Below are 15,887 nucleotides of genomic sequence, written 5' to 3' on the forward strand. Positions count from 1 at the left end.
ATGGCTCCATGCTGTCGTCGAGATGCGCGGGACCGGATTTGAACCGGCGGACCCCTACGGGATAGCGTCCTAAGCGCTACGCCGTTTCCTGGCTTGGCTACCCGCGCGCCGCACCCGCACTCTACTGCGCACCCGTAAAAATGCGTTGCGCTATCCGCCGGCCACGCCCATGAACCTATACCGCAGGCGGATCAACTGGTGGGTATGTACCGTGCGGGCGACGAGCGAGCACACGACGACCGCCTCACCGAGCTTGCCGGGATCGCCGCCGACCTGGAACTGACCGCCGAAGCCGAGTCGACCGCCAAAGACCTCTTCCTGTCGACGGTCGACGGAGCCGCACCGCGCTCCGAGCCCGCGGTGCTGGCCGCGAGCGTGTACGCCGGCGCGCTCATCGCGGGCGACCAGCGCAGCCAGACGGCGGTCGCGGACGCCGCCGGCGTCTCGCGGCTCGTGATCCAAGAGCGCTGGAAGCAGCTGCTGGCGCGCGCCGGCTTCGACCCGCCGACGTGGTAGGCTACTGGCGTGGGTCCCGGCCCTCGCGGGCGGGCGTGAGCGCGCCGTGTTCGTCGATCTCGCCGCGGACGATGCGCGTCGAGGAGATGATGTCCCCGTCGGCGGCGTCGACGTGGTCGACGACCTCGATTTCGAGGGGGTCGGTGCCGTCCTGGGCGCGCAACTCGTTGATGCGTTCGCCGCCGGCGGCGGTCTCCGGGGAGACCACGAGCACGTCGAAGTGGGGTTCAGTCGCGATCCCCGTCGGGGAGTCGAGCGTTCGGATCGTGTACTCGCGGTCGTGCGTCTCGGCGAGCGCGGCGAGTTCGTCGTCGAGGTCGGCATGGCGCGCGTCGAACGAGCGGACGTGACGGTCCACGTGGCGGGTGTCGGCGGCCAGGTCGTCGCTGGTGAGGCCGACGGTCACGTCGCCGCGGTCGAACGCGCGCTCGAAGAGCTTTCGGTGGCCGTCGTGAATCGGGTCGAATGTGCCACCGAGGGCGACATTCATATGCCGGCGGTCGGCCTGTGCGCGTTTAGCCGTTTGGGTTCAGGTGTCGTCGGCCGCAGTGTCCGCCTCCGGCGAGGCGTCCTCGACTTCGATGCGGACCGGCGTGTCGTGGCTGGCGGTGTCGTCGTCGCTGTCGCCGAGTCGCGCGTCGAGATTGAACACCGAGTTGAGACCGCGCTGGACGCGTCCGACGGTGTCGGCGACCAGGTCACTCGGGGGGATGGCGGTGTACTCGTATGGGTTGTTGCCCGCGCCCTCTGCGTGGCGCTTGCGCCGGTCGACGATGCTGTCGGCGGCGAGTTCGGCAACTGCTTCCCGCACGGTCGAGGGGTACAGTCCGGTCCCGTCAGCGACTTCGTCGCTGGTGCTGTACGGGTGCTGGCGGAGGTACACGAAGATGCGGGCACGGGTGTCGGTGTCCAGCAGCCAGGCAAGCACGTCAACGACGCCGTCGTCGAAGCCGGCGACGGCGCGGTCCGTGCCGTCTTCGAGGTGCTCGCGGGCGGCCGTGTTGGTGTCGCGTGAATCCTCAGGCATGCGTGCGTTCAGTTCAAACGCATGGCTGAACTGGTGAAAAGGACTTCGTCCGCGCCGCCGCTCACTGGTCGTGGAGCTCGGACACTGACTCGTCGAGATCGTGCAGCATTGTGGATTGCGCTTCGGTCTGGCTGACGATGTCCGCGACGGCCGTCGTGATGTCGTCAGCCAAGTCGGCGGTCTCGTCGACCATCGCGGCGATCTCCTCGGCGCTTGCGGCTTGCTCGTTGGTGGCGTCGGACACCTGTTCGATGCCCTCGGCGGTGGCCTCGACCGCCGTGACGATCTCCTCGAAGCTCGCCATCGCGTCCTCGACCTGCGCGACGGCGTCCTCGATCCGGTCGGTGGTGGTCACGAGATCGGTCACCGTGTCTGCGGTGTCGCGTTGGATCTCGCTCACCAGCGACTCGATGTGGCCCGCGTTCGACTGTGCGTCCTCGGCGAGAGCTTTGACTTCTTCGGCGACCACGGCGAACCCCTCGCCCTCCTCGCCGGCGCGGGCGGCCTCGATGGAGGCGTTCAACGCCAGCATGTTCGTCTGCTCGGCGATGCCCGTGATGACGTCGACGACCTCGTCGATGTCTTCGATGCGGTTCTGGAGGGCTTCGACGTCGCTGGTGACGCTGTCGGCGGCGGTCGCAACGTCGGCCATCATGTCCGCGGCGTCGCTCGCCGCGGCGCTGCCGTCGTCGGCAAGCCGTTCGGCCGTGGCGCTGGTGTCGACGACCTCGTCGGCGGTGGACGCGATCTCCTGGACGGTCGCGCTCAGCGTCTCGACCTCCGTGGCGACGGTGCTCACGTTCGTCGATTGGGCGGTGGACAGCTCGTCGATCTCGGCGGAGGACTCCGAGACGGCCTGGCTCGCGGCTTCGAGTCGTTCCACGTCGTTGTGCACTTCCGTGATGTGGGCGGCGAGGGTGTCCCCGAACTCGGTGAGGGTCCGCCCGATCTGGATGTATTCGTCGTCGAGGAGCGTGTCCTCGGCCGCGATGTCGACTGTCGCGTCGAAGCGGCCGGCGTCGTACGCGTCCAGCGTGTCCACGAGTTCACCGAACAGCGCCTGCAGTTCGCTCTGGTAGCGGGCGGAGCTGGAGCGGTCCTGAACGATCTCGATCACGCCACGGAACTCGCCGGTGTGGTAGACCGGGGTCGCGATGAACCAGAGGTCGGTGTTGCCGGCGACGGTGGTGTCCTCGTAGACGTAGTCGCCGGTGAGCAGCGCGTACGATTCGTCCGCGAGGCCGACCCCGTCGTATTCGTGGTGTGCGTCGATGGGCGTGTCGGCGACCTTGTTGGCGAGCGCGCGCGAGCCGTCGTCGTTGAGTCGCTCCCCGATGTCGGTGACGCCGATGGCGTCTTCGGGGGCGGTCTCCAGCAGCGCCGCGATCTGGTCGTCCCACGCGACAACGGCACCGTCGGCGTCGACAGCGAACGCGGGGACGTCGAGCGTGTTGAGTAGCAGAGGAACAGTAAACGGCGACCCCAGTTCATGTTTGTTTTTAGACATGCAGATAGGTACGGGCTACACCATCATATACATTTATGCTACTCACGCACGCGCGGTCGCTCCCGAGGACTACAGGGAAAGGTGGTTATACAGTCGTTTTTCGCCGTGTGCGTCGAGTATCCGTCGCTGCTGTTGTGCACCTGATACATCATCGTACACGTCTCGGATGCCCGAGACGCCGAGCCGGTCGCACTCGCGATCGACGACAGTCCCCAGGTCAACAGCGCCCTGCGTCTCGCGCGCCACGAACGACGCGTCGTGGCCGTCACGCATCGCCCGCCACTTGTTCGCGTCGAGCAGCTCGCGGCGCAGGCCGGTGACACTGAACGGATCAGGGTGGTCGTCGTACCGCTGGGCGTACTCGGTCACCAGCGCGTGGGCGTACTCCACGAACGCGTCGACCACCGCCGGGTCGGCCTGCGCGTCCGGCGCACGCACCTCCACCGTGCCGTGGCCCGAATGCGGGCGCACGTCGTACCACAGCTCCCCGCGGTCCTCGATGCCGCCGTGTTCGACCATCCGACGCTCGAACGCCTGGAACGCCGCGTACGACTCGAAGGCAGTCGGCAGCCCCGTGTTCGGCAGCCCCTCGAAGATCTTCGCGCGCGCCGACGCCAGCCCCGTGTCGAAGCCGTTCCAGTACGGCGAGTTCGCCGACAGCGCCAACAGCACGGGCATATGCCACCGCATCCGGTTGGACACCCACACAGCCTTATCGGGGTCGTCGACGCCCACGTGGATGTGCAGCCCGGCCGTCGTGTTCCGGTGTTGTGGGTACTGGATGCGATCGAGCTGAGACCGATACCGTGGTTTCTCGGCGTGCTCGTGTTCGCGCCACCGCGCGCCCGGGTGGAGGCCAGCGCCGGCGATCCGGAGCCCGTGCTCGCTGGCGTACGCGACCAGCGCGGCCCGCACCTCACGGATCGCCGCCGGGGCCTCGGCAACCCCGTCGAGCGTCGGCGTCTGGGTCTCCACCACGAACTTGAACAGCTCGTGGTCGAGGCGGCCCGCGATCGGTTCCGGCGGCTCCCCCTCGTAGACTAGTTCGTCGCTGCCCGCAGTGGGCACGCCGTGCTCGTCGACCACGAAGAACTCCTCTTCGACGCCCAGCGTGCCCGACTCCGAGAATGCCTCCGGCGAACCCACGTCCATGCTGACCCGAGCTATCAGTTCGAACGCGTAAATAGTTCTGGAACCGGCGGGTGGCCCCGACTACAGGCGTTTCCGCATCGCGACGTGCTCGATGCCGGCCTCCATGAACGGCTCGCCCTCGCGGTGGTAGCCACGCGTCGCGTAGAACTCCGCGACCCGCGACTGCGCGTGCAGATACAGTTCCGCGAAGCGCTCGCGGGCGGCGTCCTCGACGGCGTCCATGACCGTCGCGCCGACACCATTGCCGCGCCGTGACGCCCGAACGGCGACCCGCTCGACTTTCCCCACGGACCCCTCGTACGCCCGGAGGCGCGCGGCCGCCACCGCCCGCGTGGCGTCCTGACTGCCGGTCATCGTATCGTAGGCCACGAAATGCGTCGCCGTGTCGTCGTGGTCGTCGACCTCCATGTCCGCCGGCACGCCCTGCTCGTCGACGAACACCGCGAACCGAACGCGCAAGGCGTCCTCGTACTCCTCGGTGGTTGTCGCCCGGATGACGCGCATACCACACGCCACCACCGCGACGCCCAAACGCCTACTGGTCGCTGCAATCCAGCACGGCCGTCGTCGTCACTCCAGGGCCTCGGCGTACTCGTAGTCGGCCGGATACGCCGTCGGGGTCGCGTCGTCGAGGGTGATCCCCCACCCCGAGAGCGCCGACGGGTCCGCGCGCGCCGCCTGGATGACCCGCCGGATCTCGCCGACATCGACGCCGTAGTAATCCGCGGGGATGTCACCGAGATACTGCACGGCGGTGCGGAACAGGCTCCGCATGCCGTCGTCGTTCTCGAAGTCCACGTGTTTGTACGCGCCCGCGGCCACCTGGACCATCCCGTGGAGGAACGCCGACTCGTCGGTGCCGCTGCCGTAGTTGTACCACTCGACTTCGAAGCAGTCGTGGGCCTCGTGGTAGTCGCCGCTGTTGAACAGCCGAACGCCGTGCTCGACAGCGCGCCGGAGTGTGGCGTGCTCCCAAACCCGACGGTCGGTCAACCAGCCGGTGGGATCGCCGAGCGGCGGCGCGACACCCGGCGCACGGGTGTGGTCGTCCATACCGGCGCGTACTGCGGCCGGACACGTAATCCCGTCGGCGTGGTCAGCGCTCGGCCGGCGCGAACTCGACGAGCGTGAGGTCCCGATCCAGCGCGCAGTGATCGTGGGGTGGCTCGCCGTCGATCTCCGCGATCTGGTATTCGGTGTCGAACGACGCGCCGGCGGGCTCGCAGAACTCGTGGCTGGGGCACTCCGTGTGGGGGCATGGGCCCGCGAGCTTGCCCTTGCTGCCGGCGTACGCGCCCTTCGACGGCACGGTTGCGGGGATCGTCGTCGGCTCGACGTCGACCGCGACCGCGCCCTCGTCGTGGACCGCACAGTCAAGCACTTGGCCGCCCTCGCGGACGTCCGTGACCTCGTATCGCACCCCCTCGGTGAGGTTGAGACACTGCTGGCGGTACGGGCACCCCTCGCAGTCGTCGGCCGGCCCGCGGTAGACGAACTCGGTGCCGGGGTCGGCGAGCCGCGGCCCGAGCAGCGTGATCGGCATGCTCGGGCGTTTGCTGTCCGCGTGGTTAAACGTCTCGGCCCGTGAGTTCGTCGAGGCGTGCGAGGTACGCCTCCCGGGGCTGCTGGTACGCGCTCCGGTAGTCGATCTCGCCGGCCGCGAACTCGGCGGCCAGCTCCAGCACCGTCTCGACGGCTGCGGTCCGGGACGCGGCGTGTGTGTCGGCGTGTTTCACGCGCACCCCGGGCTCCAACAGCAGCGACACCCACCATCCGTCGGTGTCGGTGCCCGAGCGGCGCTTGCGCTGCGTGGGGGGCCGCTGGAGGAGTTTGAGCGTCGGCATGCAGGGGGCCGGATACGACTCGCTGTCGAAGACGTCGGGGCGGTAGACAACGACGTCGCCGGCGGTCGCGTCCTCGGTCCACACCGTCCAGTCAGCGTGCAGGGTGCCGTACCCGCTCATGTGTGCCGTGTGGGTGGCGGGCGGCTAATCCCTGCCGGTCGGCGCGTGAAAGTGAAGCCACCCCCGTGCGCTCCCGGATCGCGCGCTGCCGACACTCCACCGGCGATGACTCGCCGGATACGCTGTCGCGGAACGGCGTTTCACTTTCACTCCGCAGGGGTGGTCAGCCGTCCGCCATCGATTCGGCGGGCTCGGCGTCGTCGTCCACGGAGTCGACCGCCAGCCACTCCTCTGCCCAACACTCGATGGCGTCGAACACCGGGAACAGCGATTCCCCCTTCGCCGTCAGCGAGTAGTAGGTGGCGACCGGGGACGCCTCCTCCAGACGACGGTCCACGAACCCCAGCTCCTGGAGGTCATCCAACACCCGCGAGAGCGTCCGCGAGCTGGCGTCCGTCGAGCGTTTCAGCTCGTTGAACCGCTTCTCGCCGTCCTGGAGGTCGTGTAACACGATGAGCCGCCACTGGCTGCCGATCTGTTCCAGGGAGTCGATCACGTGACACGCGGCGTCGCTGTACCGGTCGTCCTCGTCGCTCATCACCCGTCGTATCGTGGCCACGCACATAGTGGTTCTGCAACACACCAGGTTACCAGAAGAAACCAGCCACGTTGTGGAACCGGCGGCGGGACGCTCCCGGCCCACCGTGTGGTGGACCTGTAGGCTTACCTGCCGGCGGCCCCTAGGCACGGGTTGGCAATGGCTCCACGAGACACCGACGCCGACGACACCGACTGGGCGGCGACACTCACCGACGACCAGTATCGAGTGCTCCGCGAACAGGGCACTGAGCGCCCGTTTTCCGGCGACCACGTCGACCGCGACGAGGACGGCACCTACTCCTGTGTCGGCTGCGACACGACGCTGTTCGACGGGGAGACGAAGTTCGACGCCCACTGCGGGTGGCCGAGCTTCTGGGACGCGGCCGACGACGACGCCATCGAGCGCCGAGAAGACCACAGCAACGGCATGGAACGCACGGAAGTGGTGTGCGCCGAATGCGGCGGCCACCTCGGACACGTGTTCCAAGACGGCCCCGATCCAACGGGCGAGCGATACTGCATCAACTCCGTCGCCCTGGACTTCGAGCCGACGGAGTAGCGCCCGGTCAGTGGTTCCCCTGGATGTCCGTCGACCCACAGCCGGGACACTGTGTCATCTCACCGAGCGACGGATGGGTGGCCGAGCTCCAGTCGTCTCGGGAAGCGGTGCGTCCACACTGATGACAGCGAAGCCGGGTGGTTGCCGACATACTCCTGCCTACTGCGCGCAGTACCAAAATAGTTCCCGACAGTTCAACGTCTAGATGTGACCGGCGTCCGCGCCACCCCGCGGCCGCGGCTAAGCGAAATCCGTTTTCCCGTCCGCGACCTACCCGCGCCCAGTGACTGACATCTCCAAGGACCGGTTCCTCGACGCGCTGGAGGGCGTCGGCCGGCCGGTGGCGACGGCCGAACAGATCGCGCGCGAACTCGACTGCACGCAGGCCGCGGCCGCCGACGCCCTGGCCACACTCGCCGCGGACGGCGAGGTCGAACGCGCGAACGTCGAACCCGACCCCGTGGTGTGGTATCCACGGGACTGGCTGGAGCTCACCGACCGGGAGCGCATCGTGCCGTTCCCGGACCGCCGCGAGATCATCGTCGATCAGCCCAGCCAGCTCACGCGCGCCCAGCTCTCGCGGGTCGCACACCTCACGGACACCACCCGAACGGGGAGCTACCGCTACGAGATGCGCGCCGAAGACGTGTGGGCCGCCCCCTTCGACAGCCTCTCAGACCTCGTGGCAGCCATCACGGAACTGCTGCCCCGGGACTGCCCGACGCTCATCGAGTGGGTGCGCGAACAGTGGACGCGCGCCACCCGGTTCCGGCTGCGCACCCACGACGACGGCTACGTCGTCCTGGAAGCCGCCACCGACAGCCTCCTGGGGAACGTCGCCGAGCAGAAACTCGACGACGACGTGCTCCGCGCCCCGATCTCGGACACGGAGGCGTGGGTCGCCGCCGAGCAGGTCGCGCCCCTCAAGCGCACGCTCTACGAGGCCGGCTACCCCGTCCGCGACGACCGCGACCTCGAATCCGGGGAGCCACTGGCCGTCGACCTCCACCTCGACTTGCGGCCGTACCAGCAGGACTGGGTCGACCGCTTCGAGGACGCCAGCGCCGGCGTGCTCGTCGGGCCGCCCGGCTCGGGCAAAACGGTCGCCGCCATGGGCGCGCTCGAATCCGTCGGCGGCGAAACGCTCGTGCTCGTTCCCAGCCGCGAACTCGCCACGCAGTGGCGCGAGGAGCTGCTGGCGAACACCAGCCTGACCGGCGACCAGATCGGCGAATACCACGGCGGCGAGAAACGCGTCCGCCCGGTCACCATCGCAACCTACCAGACCGCCGGAATGGACCGCCACCGCCACGTCTTCGACGACCGCGAGTGGGGGCTCATCGTCTACGACGAAGTCCATCACATCCCCGCCGAGGTCGCGCGCCGGTCGGCCAGCCTCCAGAGCAAACACCGCCTCGGGCTGACCGCGACGCCGGTCCGGGAGGACGACAAGGAGGCCGACATCTACACGCTCGTTGGTCGCCCCATCGGCACCGACTGGGACGCCCTCTTCGACGCCGGCTTCGTCGCCGAGCCCGAGGTCGAAATCCGGTACGTGCCGTGGCGCGACGACGACGACCGCTACGAGTACGCCGCCGCCAGCGGGCACACCCGCCGCCGGCTCGCCGCCGAAAACCCCGCCAAGGAAGCCGAGATCGAGCACCTCGTCGACCAGCACGCCGACACCCAGGCGTTGGTGTTCGTCGACTACCTGAGCCAGGGCGAACGCATCGCCGAGCGCCTCGACGCCCCGTTCGTGAACGGCGAAACCCCACACAGCAGGCGCGAAACCCACTTCGATCAGTTCCGCACGGGCGCACTGGACGCCCTCGTGGTGTCCCGCATCGGCGACGAGGGCATCGACCTGCCCGACGCCGAGTTCGCGGTCGTGGCCTCCGGGCTCGGCGGGAGCCGCCGGCAGGGCGCACAGCGCGCCGGCCGCACCATGCGCCCCGGCAGCCAGTCGCTGTTGTTCGTGCTGGCGACCCGCGGCACCGAGGAGGAAGACCACGCCCGCAGCCGGATGCGACACCTCTCCACGAAGGGCGTCCGCGTGACCGAATCCGACGCCGCCCACTCGCCGTGACCGCCCGCAGCCGTCCGGCTCCGTCGACCGGAACCAGCGGCGTTATGCGTCTCCCCCACCCCAGCGTCGGTGATGACTGAGTTCGCATTCACCGAGACCGTCGACGTGCGCTACCAGGACCACGACACGATGGGGCACGTGAACAACGCGGTCTACGTGACGTACATGGAGCAGGCCCGGTTCGCGTATCTCACCGACGGCATCGGGCGCGCACCCACGGACCTGGACATGGTCGTGGTGAACCTGTCCGTCGACTTCAACCGCCCCGTCGAGTTCGCCGACACGGTCACGGTCGGCGCGTCGATCACCCACGTGGGCGACACCAGCTTCACGATGGCCTACGAGGTCCGCGACGACGACGGCGTCGTCGCCACGGGCGAAACCGTCCAGGTCGCCCTCGACCCGGACACCGGTCAGCCGCGGTCGGTGCCCGACGACTGGCGGCGCGCCATCGACGCCATCGAAGCGTAGCTGGCCGGCCCCGCGACGGCAGCGAAAAAACAGACGGCTGTGGGTGGTTATCGGCGACTCGCCAGCAGCGCTGCACCGAACACCGCCAGCACCGCCACGCCGATCCCGAAGCCCGGCACTGGCAGTCCGGTCCCCGCGTCGGTGTCGGCAGGCGGGGTTGTGGTGGTGTCGGTCTCCGCGGTCAGGTCGACGGTCGTCGCGGTCCCGTTCGACGACGCCATGGTCGCCGTCACGTCGGCGTTCACCACGGACGCGTTGAAGTACCCGTACTCGCGGCCGGCAACCGAGTAGTGGCCGTACACGTCGATGTCACCGTCGCCGTCGGCGGCGAGCGTTCTGAGGCTGCTGTCCGGGAACACCACCGAGACGGTGCCGTTGTCGGACACGGTGGTGCGGGTGGCGTTCACCCGCTCGCCGACCGCGTTCAGCGCGTAAAACGCCTGCGTGTCGACGGTCGCGTTGGTCGACGGCATGGCGAACGACACCGCCGCGTCGCCGGCACCGTCGAGGGAGACGGTCCCGGCGTCGGCGGTGGCGTCGACGCGCCGGATGCGGTCGGTGTCGGCCGGCGAAACGGTGCCCTGGGCGTCGATGTAGTCGAACAGCACCGTGCCGTACAGCGTGTACTCCTCGTTCAGCACGGTCGCGTTGGCCACCGAATCCCAGCCGGCCATATACGAGTTCACGGTGACGTTGTAGGTCGCGTTCGGAGCCACCGGCGTCCCGTTGACTGACACGTCCCGGACCAGGCTGTCGGCGTCCGCGTGGGTCGCCCACTCGTAGGTCACGCCGCTCACCTGGAGTTTCGCCTGGGGATCGTACGCGCCGTCGTCGCCCACCGTCTCAACCTGGCTTTCGAGCAGCGCCGTCAGCTCGCTGCCGGTCAGCCGCATGGTGACCAGGTGGTTGTTGAACGGCAGCATGTTGTAGACGTTCCCGGCGGTCACGTTGCCCGGGCCGTACTGGCTGTTCGACCGGATCCCGCCGGCGTTCGTGGCCGCAACGTCAGCGCCGGTTTTCGCGCGGAACGCGTCGGTCACGAGGTTCCCGAGCGCCGTCTCGTCGTGGTAGTTGGACGCGAACCGCGCGTCGAGCGTGGTTTCGGTCCGCCCCGCAACCCGGGCGAGCTCCTCGCCGCGCGCGTCCTCGATGAGCGTGCTCACGGTCTCGTTGTGGGTTGCGTTCTGCGTGTCGATGAGCCGCCCCTCCCAGTCGGTGACCGCGCCGTCGGAGACGGTGAGGTTGAGCTCGCCGAGGTAGTTCGCGCGGGCCTCCCCTTCGCTGATGACGACCCCGTTGGTCTCCGCGGGTGGGTATTTGATCTCGTCGTCGCCGACCAGCACCGCGTCGACGTTCTCGGTCTCGTTTGCGAGCTGCTTTGCGACCGGCACGCCGAAGTGCCCGAGCACGACCACCACGTCGGCGTCCTCCTCGGTCCGCAGTTGGGTGGCGTACTCGCTGCCGGCTGCGGCGTAGTCGCGCAGCTCGTAGCCCTGCTCGGCGAAGTCGACCGCCGTCTTGGGCTTGATCTTCTGGTCGGCGAGGCCGATGACGCCGACCCGCACGCCCTGCTTCTCGACGACCGTGTACGGCTCGGTGCCCGGGATCGGATCGCCGGTCTCGCTGTCGACGATGTTCGCCATCAGCCACGGGAACGTCGAGGCCTCGGAGAAGTTCGCCACGGCCTCGAACCCGAAGTCGAGGTCGTGGTTGCCGATGGCCTCGGCGTCGGGGTCGATGACGTTCAGCGCGTCGACGGGCGTCTGCCACTTCGTGAGCGGCGACAGCGAGTGCGGGCTGACCTCGTCGCCGGCACCGAACACGAACGTCGGGTTGTCGTGGGCGGCCCGGCGCTCGGCGACCAGCGTCGCCAACCGTGGCAGGCTGTCGTTCTCCGCGGCGGCTGTCTGGATGTCGTTGTACGACAGGATCGTCACTGTGGTGTTGTTCGCTTGCGCCGTGGTGGCGTCCGTGGCGACCGGCGGGGCGGTGGTCCCGGTCGCGGCGTCGGTCGACGCCTGGGCTGCGCCCGCCGGCACTACCGCTGCCGACAGCACGCACAGACTCGCCACGAGCAGCGTCATCGCGGTTCGCATGCGTGTTGGGTGTCCCGCACCCGCACATTAAGTGTGATCATTTATCCCCACACATTCCGCGCGATCCCCGAGGACCTATCCGCGGTCGTGCATACGGGACGGCGGTGGAGACCGCAACCGTAAACTCCACCCCGGACACCGGTAGGGACATGACCTTCCCGGACACCACCGCCGAGCGCGCGTGGACGGCGGCCGTCGGCTGTGTCGTCGTTGCACTCGTCGGCGGGGCAGTCGTGTTCCCGGACACTGTCTACGGCGGGTTCGTGTGGCAGTACTTCTGGGGGCCGGTCGTCGCGGACGCACAGGGCGCACACTGCGCCGCCTGGAACGGCGGTGCCGTCGAGTTGCTCGCGACGAAGGGCGCGTGTGCCAGCGCAGGCGGCCCGGTCGCGTACCCCGGGTACACGCTGGTCTCGGAGGTCGGATACGCGGCCACGCTGCTCGGGGCGCTTGTGGGCATACACTTCCTGCTTGAGCGATTGCGCATCGCGGACAGCCTGGCTCTGGTGTACGCGTTGACCCCGTTCGTGTTGCTTGGTGGCGTGGTTCGCGTCGTCGAGGACGCCAACAACGCCGCCGAGCTGTTCGGCACCACCGGCCAGCCGTTCCTCTCGTATCCCGCCAACACGCTCATCATCAGCCCCGTCATCTACGTCGTGATGTTCGCGGTGACGCTCGTGGCGGTCGTGGCCGCCGTCGCCGTCGCCCGCCGGACCGACGCCGTCGAAACGTACCACCGGCCGCTGGCCGGCATCGGGTGTGTGTTGCTGGCCGCGACGCTGCTGGGGCTGGGCGTGCTCGCCGCCAGCCACGACTACATCACGTTCATTCCGGTGTTCACCGTGCTCACGCTGGGCGGTGCGACCGTCATCACGGCGGTCACCTGGGCGGCCGCGCGGCGCTGGCTGCCCAGCGTGACCAGCGGCACCGAAACCGTCGGCGCGGTCGTGCTGTGGGGCCACGCCATCGACGGCGTCGCGAACGTCGTGGGTCTCGACTGGGGCGCTGAACTGGGGTATCCGCGCGGCGACCTGATCTCCAAGCACCCGCTGAACGCGTACATCGTGGACGCAACCAACGCCGTGCTGCCGCAGTCGGTCACCCACCTCATCGGCGACACGTGGCCGTTCATCCTCCTCAAAGTCGTGGCGGTCCTGTTCGTGTTGTCCCTGTTCAACGAGGAGCTCCGGGCGGACGCCCCCCGGTACACCACGCTGATGCTCGTCGCCGTGCTGGCGGTGGGCCTCGGCCCCGGCACCCGAGACATGATCCGGGCCACGTTCGGCATCTAGCCTCACCCGGTCACGGGAACGGATGGAACCGGCGGTCGAGGCGCGGCTCGAATCCGAGCGTCGACGGCACGGTGCGGGCGCGCTCGCCGAAGCACGGCTCGGAGACGAACAGCGGCTGGGCGGCCGGCACCAGCACGCGCACCGCCTCGAAGCCGGCGGCGTCGACATCCCGGGGTGTGAGGCGCGCGCCGTAGGCGTCCAGGCCGGCGTCGGCAACCGCGTCCAGGACGGCCGCGAGCTCCGACGCCGGGTCGGTCGGCGGGTCCGCCGGCCCCACAGTGTCGACGGGCACGGTCGTGTCGGCGTCGATGAACGCCTCGGCCGCGGGCGGTCGGTCGGCGTACGCGCCGATCGCGCCGGACTCCTGGCTGGCCCGCTCGGGCCCCAACGCGCGCAACTCCATCCAGTTCTGGAGGGCTTCGGCGAGCGCGTCGGCGGCCGCCGCCTCGGCGTTGAGGTCGGCCGCCGACCCCACTGCGAACTGCGGCCACGCCTCCCGGTGGACCGCAACAGCGACCACCGGCACGTCGACGTCCTGGGTGCACAGCAGCGGCGTCACGGACAGCGACTCCGCCCGGGCACGCCTGGCCAACGCGGCGAACGCATCGGCCGGCGTATCGTCGTCGGCGGTGTCCGACGGCAGCGGGACTTCAAGCGCCAGCGGCTCGAACGTCGAATACCACGCCAGCATCGTGGCGTCGCGCTCGATCACCTCGTAGAGCCCCGACAGCAGGGCGTCCGCGCCGGCGGTGCCGAGCCCCAGCCCGGTCGTGATGGGATGGCCGCTGTCCGGGTTCGGTGGCGGGAACACCACGCGGGGCGCGGGCAACAGCGCGTCCGTCCCGGTCTGCAAGTGTTCGCCGCGCACCCACTGGGTTGTGTCACCGGCGGCACCCGACGCCGGCCTCACGAACGCCGACGGCGGGACGGCGGCGTCGTGATCCGGCGTGTGCGGTTCGAACTCGCGGGTCCGGTAGACGCCCGCGCTGTACCGTTCGAGCGCCTCCCCCACCGCGCGCATGTACGCGGCGTTCCAGTCCTGATCGACACCGGCGGCCTGCTGGGCCGCCGTGGCGTCGCTGAACCCGGACGTGTCGGCGCCGTGGGCCAGATAATACGGCGTGGGGAACGACTCCCGCTCCCCCACCTGGGAGACGATCCCGACGCGGTCGTCGACGAGGGGGTCGGCCGCCGCCAGCGCGTCCGCAAGCGGCAGCGACGGCCCATCGCGGGGCACCGCCGTGTCCCGATCGGCCGGCGCGCACGCACACCCGGGGACGGGCGCGACCGTGCGCTCGGCGTGTGGCACCTCGACCACTGTGCCCGGTGATGCGGTGCCGCGAAGCGCGTCGACCGCGAGCCGGCCGGCGTGCGCGCCCGCCAGCCGGACAGCCGGCCGGTCAGCGGCCGCGTCATCGGCGCGCGACGGCGCCGCTGCCTCGACGCGCTGGCACAAACACTCGAAACACGGTCCCGCTGGGGAGAGCAGTGCAACACCGGCGTCCACGTCGGCAAGCGGCACGCCGCCGAGCCCGCCGACCTCCACGGTCACCAGGGGCGTGTCGTGCTGTCGTGCGGTCGCCGCCGTCCCGCGAACCCCCGCAGCGCCCGCGACGCCCACGACCACACCGAGGTCCGCGCCCGCAACCCCGTCGGTGATGGCCGCAGCACAATCGGCGAGCGCACTCTCAACGGCCCCGACCGCCGGCCCAGCACCGACCACGGCCACCACCGGGCCGTCGTCGACACCACCGCGATCAGTCATCCGTCCAGGCCTCTGTTGGCATGCCTGCTGGGAGACGCGGCGACGCCAAAACAATAGGGATTGCGCGAGCCGGCTACGCCAGCATCGACTCCGCGACGTTCGCGAACTCGGGGGCCGGCGCGTCTTCGAGGCGGTCGTCGGCGAGCTTCAGCCGCAGCCGGGGTCGCCCGACGTCGATCGGGACTTTCTCGGTGTCGACCAGGCCGAGATCCTCGAGTTTGGTCTTCGTCCGCGAGAACGTTGCCTTCGACGCGATCCCCACGTCCTCGCCCCACTTGCTGATGTCGTAGAGGAGCTCGCGGTTCTTCGCGGCGACCAGCAGGCTGATCGTGACCTCGTCCAGGCCCTCGCCGTCGCCGCGCGCCGTCTCAAGCGACGCGAGCACGTCGTCGAAGTCGTCGCCGACATCGGCGTTGATGTCGTCGCCCAGCGTCTCCCGGACGCGGTCGATCGCGGGCGTGCGGAGCGCGAACTCGTCGGCGGCCGCCCAGTCGGTGTTTGCGGCATCGTACGCCGTCTCGGCGAGGTCGTCGTCGTCGGTGGCCAGCCCGCCAACGAAGCGCCCGGTTTCGAGCAACGCGATGGCGCGCTCCTCGGTGACGAGCATCGGCGATCGGTTCTCGACGTCGACCGTGCGAAGCGCCAGCGACCCGTCTTCGACGAGGTTCGCGGCGGTGCTCGCCACGATGAAGTCGTCCATGACGTCTTTGAGCGTCCGTTCGTCGGCGAGTACGCGCAGCGTCGGCAGTGGGGTGTCGTAGTCGTTTGCGGCCTCGACGAGCGCCTCGACGGCGTGACGGCTCGGATCCACGACGTAGAGCTCGTCGGGGTCGTCACCGAACACTCCCTCCAGGGTGTCGGCGACAGTTGTACCAAGAAGATTTGCTGTCATCTCTACCCACCGGTATGGTG

General features: G+C 69.3%; 17 protein-coding genes and 1 tRNA gene. 5 read left to right on the plus strand and 13 right to left on the minus strand.

The features are described 5' to 3' along the window. Nucleotides 1-23 precede the first annotated feature (23 nt). A tRNA-Leu gene (locus tag JT689_RS06990) sits at nucleotides 24-107 on the minus strand. Nucleotides 108-204: 97 nt separating this feature from the next. Here JT689_RS06990 and JT689_RS06995 point away from each other — a divergent pair. Next, the gene (locus JT689_RS06995; RefSeq protein ID WP_010903011.1) at nucleotides 205-516 is read left to right on the plus strand and encodes a transcription initiation factor IIB family protein; all 312 of its coding nucleotides are present in this window, start codon (nucleotides 205-207) and stop codon (nucleotides 514-516) included. Nucleotide 517: 1 nt separating this feature from the next. Here JT689_RS06995 and JT689_RS07000 read toward each other — a convergent pair whose 3' ends face one another. From JT689_RS07000 to JT689_RS07040, 9 genes are all read right to left on the minus strand, one after another. Next, the gene (locus JT689_RS07000) at nucleotides 518-1,006 is read right to left on the minus strand and encodes a phosphopantetheine adenylyltransferase (protein ID WP_205251869.1); all 489 of its coding nucleotides are present in this window, start codon (nucleotides 1,004-1,006) and stop codon (nucleotides 518-520) included. Nucleotides 1,007-1,045: 39 nt separating this feature from the next. Continuing rightward, complete coding sequence (locus tag JT689_RS07005) at nucleotides 1,046-1,543, minus strand: winged helix-turn-helix domain-containing protein (protein ID WP_010903013.1); 498 nt, start codon at nucleotides 1,541-1,543, stop codon at nucleotides 1,046-1,048. A gap of 61 nt (nucleotides 1,544-1,604) precedes the next feature. Then, the gene (locus tag JT689_RS07010; RefSeq protein ID WP_205251870.1) at nucleotides 1,605-3,050 is read right to left on the minus strand and encodes a methyl-accepting chemotaxis protein; all 1,446 of its coding nucleotides are present in this window, start codon (nucleotides 3,048-3,050) and stop codon (nucleotides 1,605-1,607) included. A gap of 69 nt (nucleotides 3,051-3,119) precedes the next feature. After that, entirely contained in the window at nucleotides 3,120-4,202 is a 1,083-nt protein-coding gene (locus JT689_RS07015) for a glutamate--cysteine ligase (RefSeq protein WP_205251871.1), read from the minus strand. Between the two features lie 60 nt (nucleotides 4,203-4,262). Then, nucleotides 4,263-4,706, minus strand: a complete 444-nt coding sequence (locus JT689_RS07020; RefSeq protein ID WP_010903016.1) for a GNAT family N-acetyltransferase — start codon at nucleotides 4,704-4,706, stop codon at nucleotides 4,263-4,265. A 66-nt stretch (nucleotides 4,707-4,772) separates the two neighbouring features. Continuing rightward, nucleotides 4,773-5,255: a DUF309 domain-containing protein gene (locus JT689_RS07025; RefSeq protein WP_010903017.1), complete on the minus strand. Its 483-nt coding sequence runs from the start codon at nucleotides 5,253-5,255 to the stop codon at nucleotides 4,773-4,775. 43 nt (nucleotides 5,256-5,298) lie between these two features. Further along, nucleotides 5,299-5,745, minus strand: coding sequence for a UPF0179 family protein (locus JT689_RS07030; protein WP_205250784.1), 447 nt, complete (start codon nucleotides 5,743-5,745; stop codon nucleotides 5,299-5,301). 25 nt (nucleotides 5,746-5,770) lie between these two features. Beyond that, the gene (locus JT689_RS07035; RefSeq protein WP_010903019.1) at nucleotides 5,771-6,166 is read right to left on the minus strand and encodes a DUF5820 family protein; all 396 of its coding nucleotides are present in this window, start codon (nucleotides 6,164-6,166) and stop codon (nucleotides 5,771-5,773) included. 163 nt (nucleotides 6,167-6,329) lie between these two features. Continuing rightward, nucleotides 6,330-6,704: a helix-turn-helix domain-containing protein gene (locus JT689_RS07040; protein WP_205250785.1), complete on the minus strand. Its 375-nt coding sequence runs from the start codon at nucleotides 6,702-6,704 to the stop codon at nucleotides 6,330-6,332. Nucleotides 6,705-6,863: 159 nt separating this feature from the next. On the opposite strand from JT689_RS07040, the gene msrB reads away from it, so the two are divergent. The 3 genes from msrB (at nucleotide 6,864) to JT689_RS07055 (ending at nucleotide 9,822) form a co-directional block, all read left to right on the plus strand. Further along, a complete protein-coding gene (gene msrB / locus JT689_RS07045; protein WP_010903021.1) occupies nucleotides 6,864-7,265 on the plus strand; it encodes a peptide-methionine (R)-S-oxide reductase MsrB in 402 nt (133 codons plus the stop codon). A 283-nt stretch (nucleotides 7,266-7,548) separates the two neighbouring features. Then, on the plus strand, nucleotides 7,549-9,351 hold the full coding sequence (locus tag JT689_RS07050; protein WP_205250786.1) for a DEAD/DEAH box helicase: 1,803 nt from the start codon (nucleotides 7,549-7,551) through the stop codon (nucleotides 9,349-9,351). A gap of 72 nt (nucleotides 9,352-9,423) precedes the next feature. Next, nucleotides 9,424-9,822: a thioesterase family protein gene (locus JT689_RS07055; protein ID WP_010903023.1), complete on the plus strand. Its 399-nt coding sequence runs from the start codon at nucleotides 9,424-9,426 to the stop codon at nucleotides 9,820-9,822. Nucleotides 9,823-9,869: 47 nt separating this feature from the next. On the opposite strand, the gene JT689_RS07060 is transcribed toward JT689_RS07055, so the two are convergent. After that, nucleotides 9,870-11,918 carry a 5'-nucleotidase C-terminal domain-containing protein gene (locus JT689_RS07060; RefSeq protein WP_205250787.1) on the minus strand — a complete coding sequence of 683 codons (2,049 nt, stop codon included), beginning with the start codon at nucleotides 11,916-11,918 and terminating at the stop codon, nucleotides 9,870-9,872. Nucleotides 11,919-12,067: 149 nt separating this feature from the next. Here JT689_RS07060 and JT689_RS07065 point away from each other — a divergent pair, with 149 nt between their 5' ends. After that, nucleotides 12,068-13,210, plus strand: coding sequence for a DUF63 family protein (locus JT689_RS07065; protein ID WP_205250788.1), 1,143 nt, complete (start codon nucleotides 12,068-12,070; stop codon nucleotides 13,208-13,210). 10 nt (nucleotides 13,211-13,220) lie between these two features. On the opposite strand, the gene JT689_RS07070 is transcribed toward JT689_RS07065, so the two are convergent. Together JT689_RS07070 and JT689_RS07075 are read right to left on the minus strand one after the other, a co-directional pair. Beyond that, entirely contained in the window at nucleotides 13,221-14,975 is a 1,755-nt protein-coding gene (locus JT689_RS07070; RefSeq protein ID WP_205250789.1) for a YcaO-like family protein, read from the minus strand. Between the two features lie 73 nt (nucleotides 14,976-15,048). Next, the gene (locus tag JT689_RS07075) at nucleotides 15,049-15,867 is read right to left on the minus strand and encodes a DUF5821 family protein (protein ID WP_012289323.1); all 819 of its coding nucleotides are present in this window, start codon (nucleotides 15,865-15,867) and stop codon (nucleotides 15,049-15,051) included. Nucleotides 15,868-15,887 lie beyond the last annotated feature (20 nt).

The organism is Halobacterium sp. GSL-19 (genome assembly GCF_016917855.1).
Classification (GTDB): domain Archaea; phylum Halobacteriota; class Halobacteria; order Halobacteriales; family Halobacteriaceae; genus Halobacterium; species Halobacterium salinarum.

Bases quoted from the DNA above. Each gene is read 5' to 3' on its own strand.
- JT689_RS07055 (WP_010903023.1), top strand. From the start codon at position 9,424: ATGACTGAGTTCGCATTCACCGAGACCGTCGACGTGCGCTACCAGGAC.
- JT689_RS07070 (WP_205250789.1), bottom strand. From the start codon at position 14,975: ATGACTGATCGCGGTGGTGTCGACGACGGCCCGGTGGTGGCCGTGGTC.
- JT689_RS07010 (WP_205251870.1), bottom strand. From the start codon at position 3,050: ATGTCTAAAAACAAACATGAACTGGGGTCGCCGTTTACTGTTCCTCTG.
- JT689_RS07025 (WP_010903017.1), bottom strand. From the start codon at position 5,255: ATGGACGACCACACCCGTGCGCCGGGTGTCGCGCCGCCGCTCGGCGAT.
- JT689_RS07020 (WP_010903016.1), bottom strand. From the start codon at position 4,706: ATGCGCGTCATCCGGGCGACAACCACCGAGGAGTACGAGGACGCCTTG.
- JT689_RS06995 (WP_010903011.1), top strand. From the start codon at position 205: ATGTACCGTGCGGGCGACGAGCGAGCACACGACGACCGCCTCACCGAG.
- msrB (WP_010903021.1), top strand. From the start codon at position 6,864: ATGGCTCCACGAGACACCGACGCCGACGACACCGACTGGGCGGCGACA.
- JT689_RS07075 (WP_012289323.1), bottom strand. From the start codon at position 15,867: ATGACAGCAAATCTTCTTGGTACAACTGTCGCCGACACCCTGGAGGGA.
- JT689_RS07060 (WP_205250787.1), bottom strand. From the start codon at position 11,918: ATGCGAACCGCGATGACGCTGCTCGTGGCGAGTCTGTGCGTGCTGTCG.
- JT689_RS07030 (WP_205250784.1), bottom strand. From the start codon at position 5,745: ATGCCGATCACGCTGCTCGGGCCGCGGCTCGCCGACCCCGGCACCGAG.
- JT689_RS07015 (WP_205251871.1), bottom strand. From the start codon at position 4,202: ATGGACGTGGGTTCGCCGGAGGCATTCTCGGAGTCGGGCACGCTGGGC.
- JT689_RS07065 (WP_205250788.1), top strand. From the start codon at position 12,068: ATGACCTTCCCGGACACCACCGCCGAGCGCGCGTGGACGGCGGCCGTC.
- JT689_RS07000 (WP_205251869.1), bottom strand. From the start codon at position 1,006: ATGAATGTCGCCCTCGGTGGCACATTCGACCCGATTCACGACGGCCAC.
- JT689_RS07005 (WP_010903013.1), bottom strand. From the start codon at position 1,543: ATGCCTGAGGATTCACGCGACACCAACACGGCCGCCCGCGAGCACCTC.
- JT689_RS07040 (WP_205250785.1), bottom strand. From the start codon at position 6,704: ATGAGCGACGAGGACGACCGGTACAGCGACGCCGCGTGTCACGTGATC.
- JT689_RS07035 (WP_010903019.1), bottom strand. From the start codon at position 6,166: ATGAGCGGGTACGGCACCCTGCACGCTGACTGGACGGTGTGGACCGAG.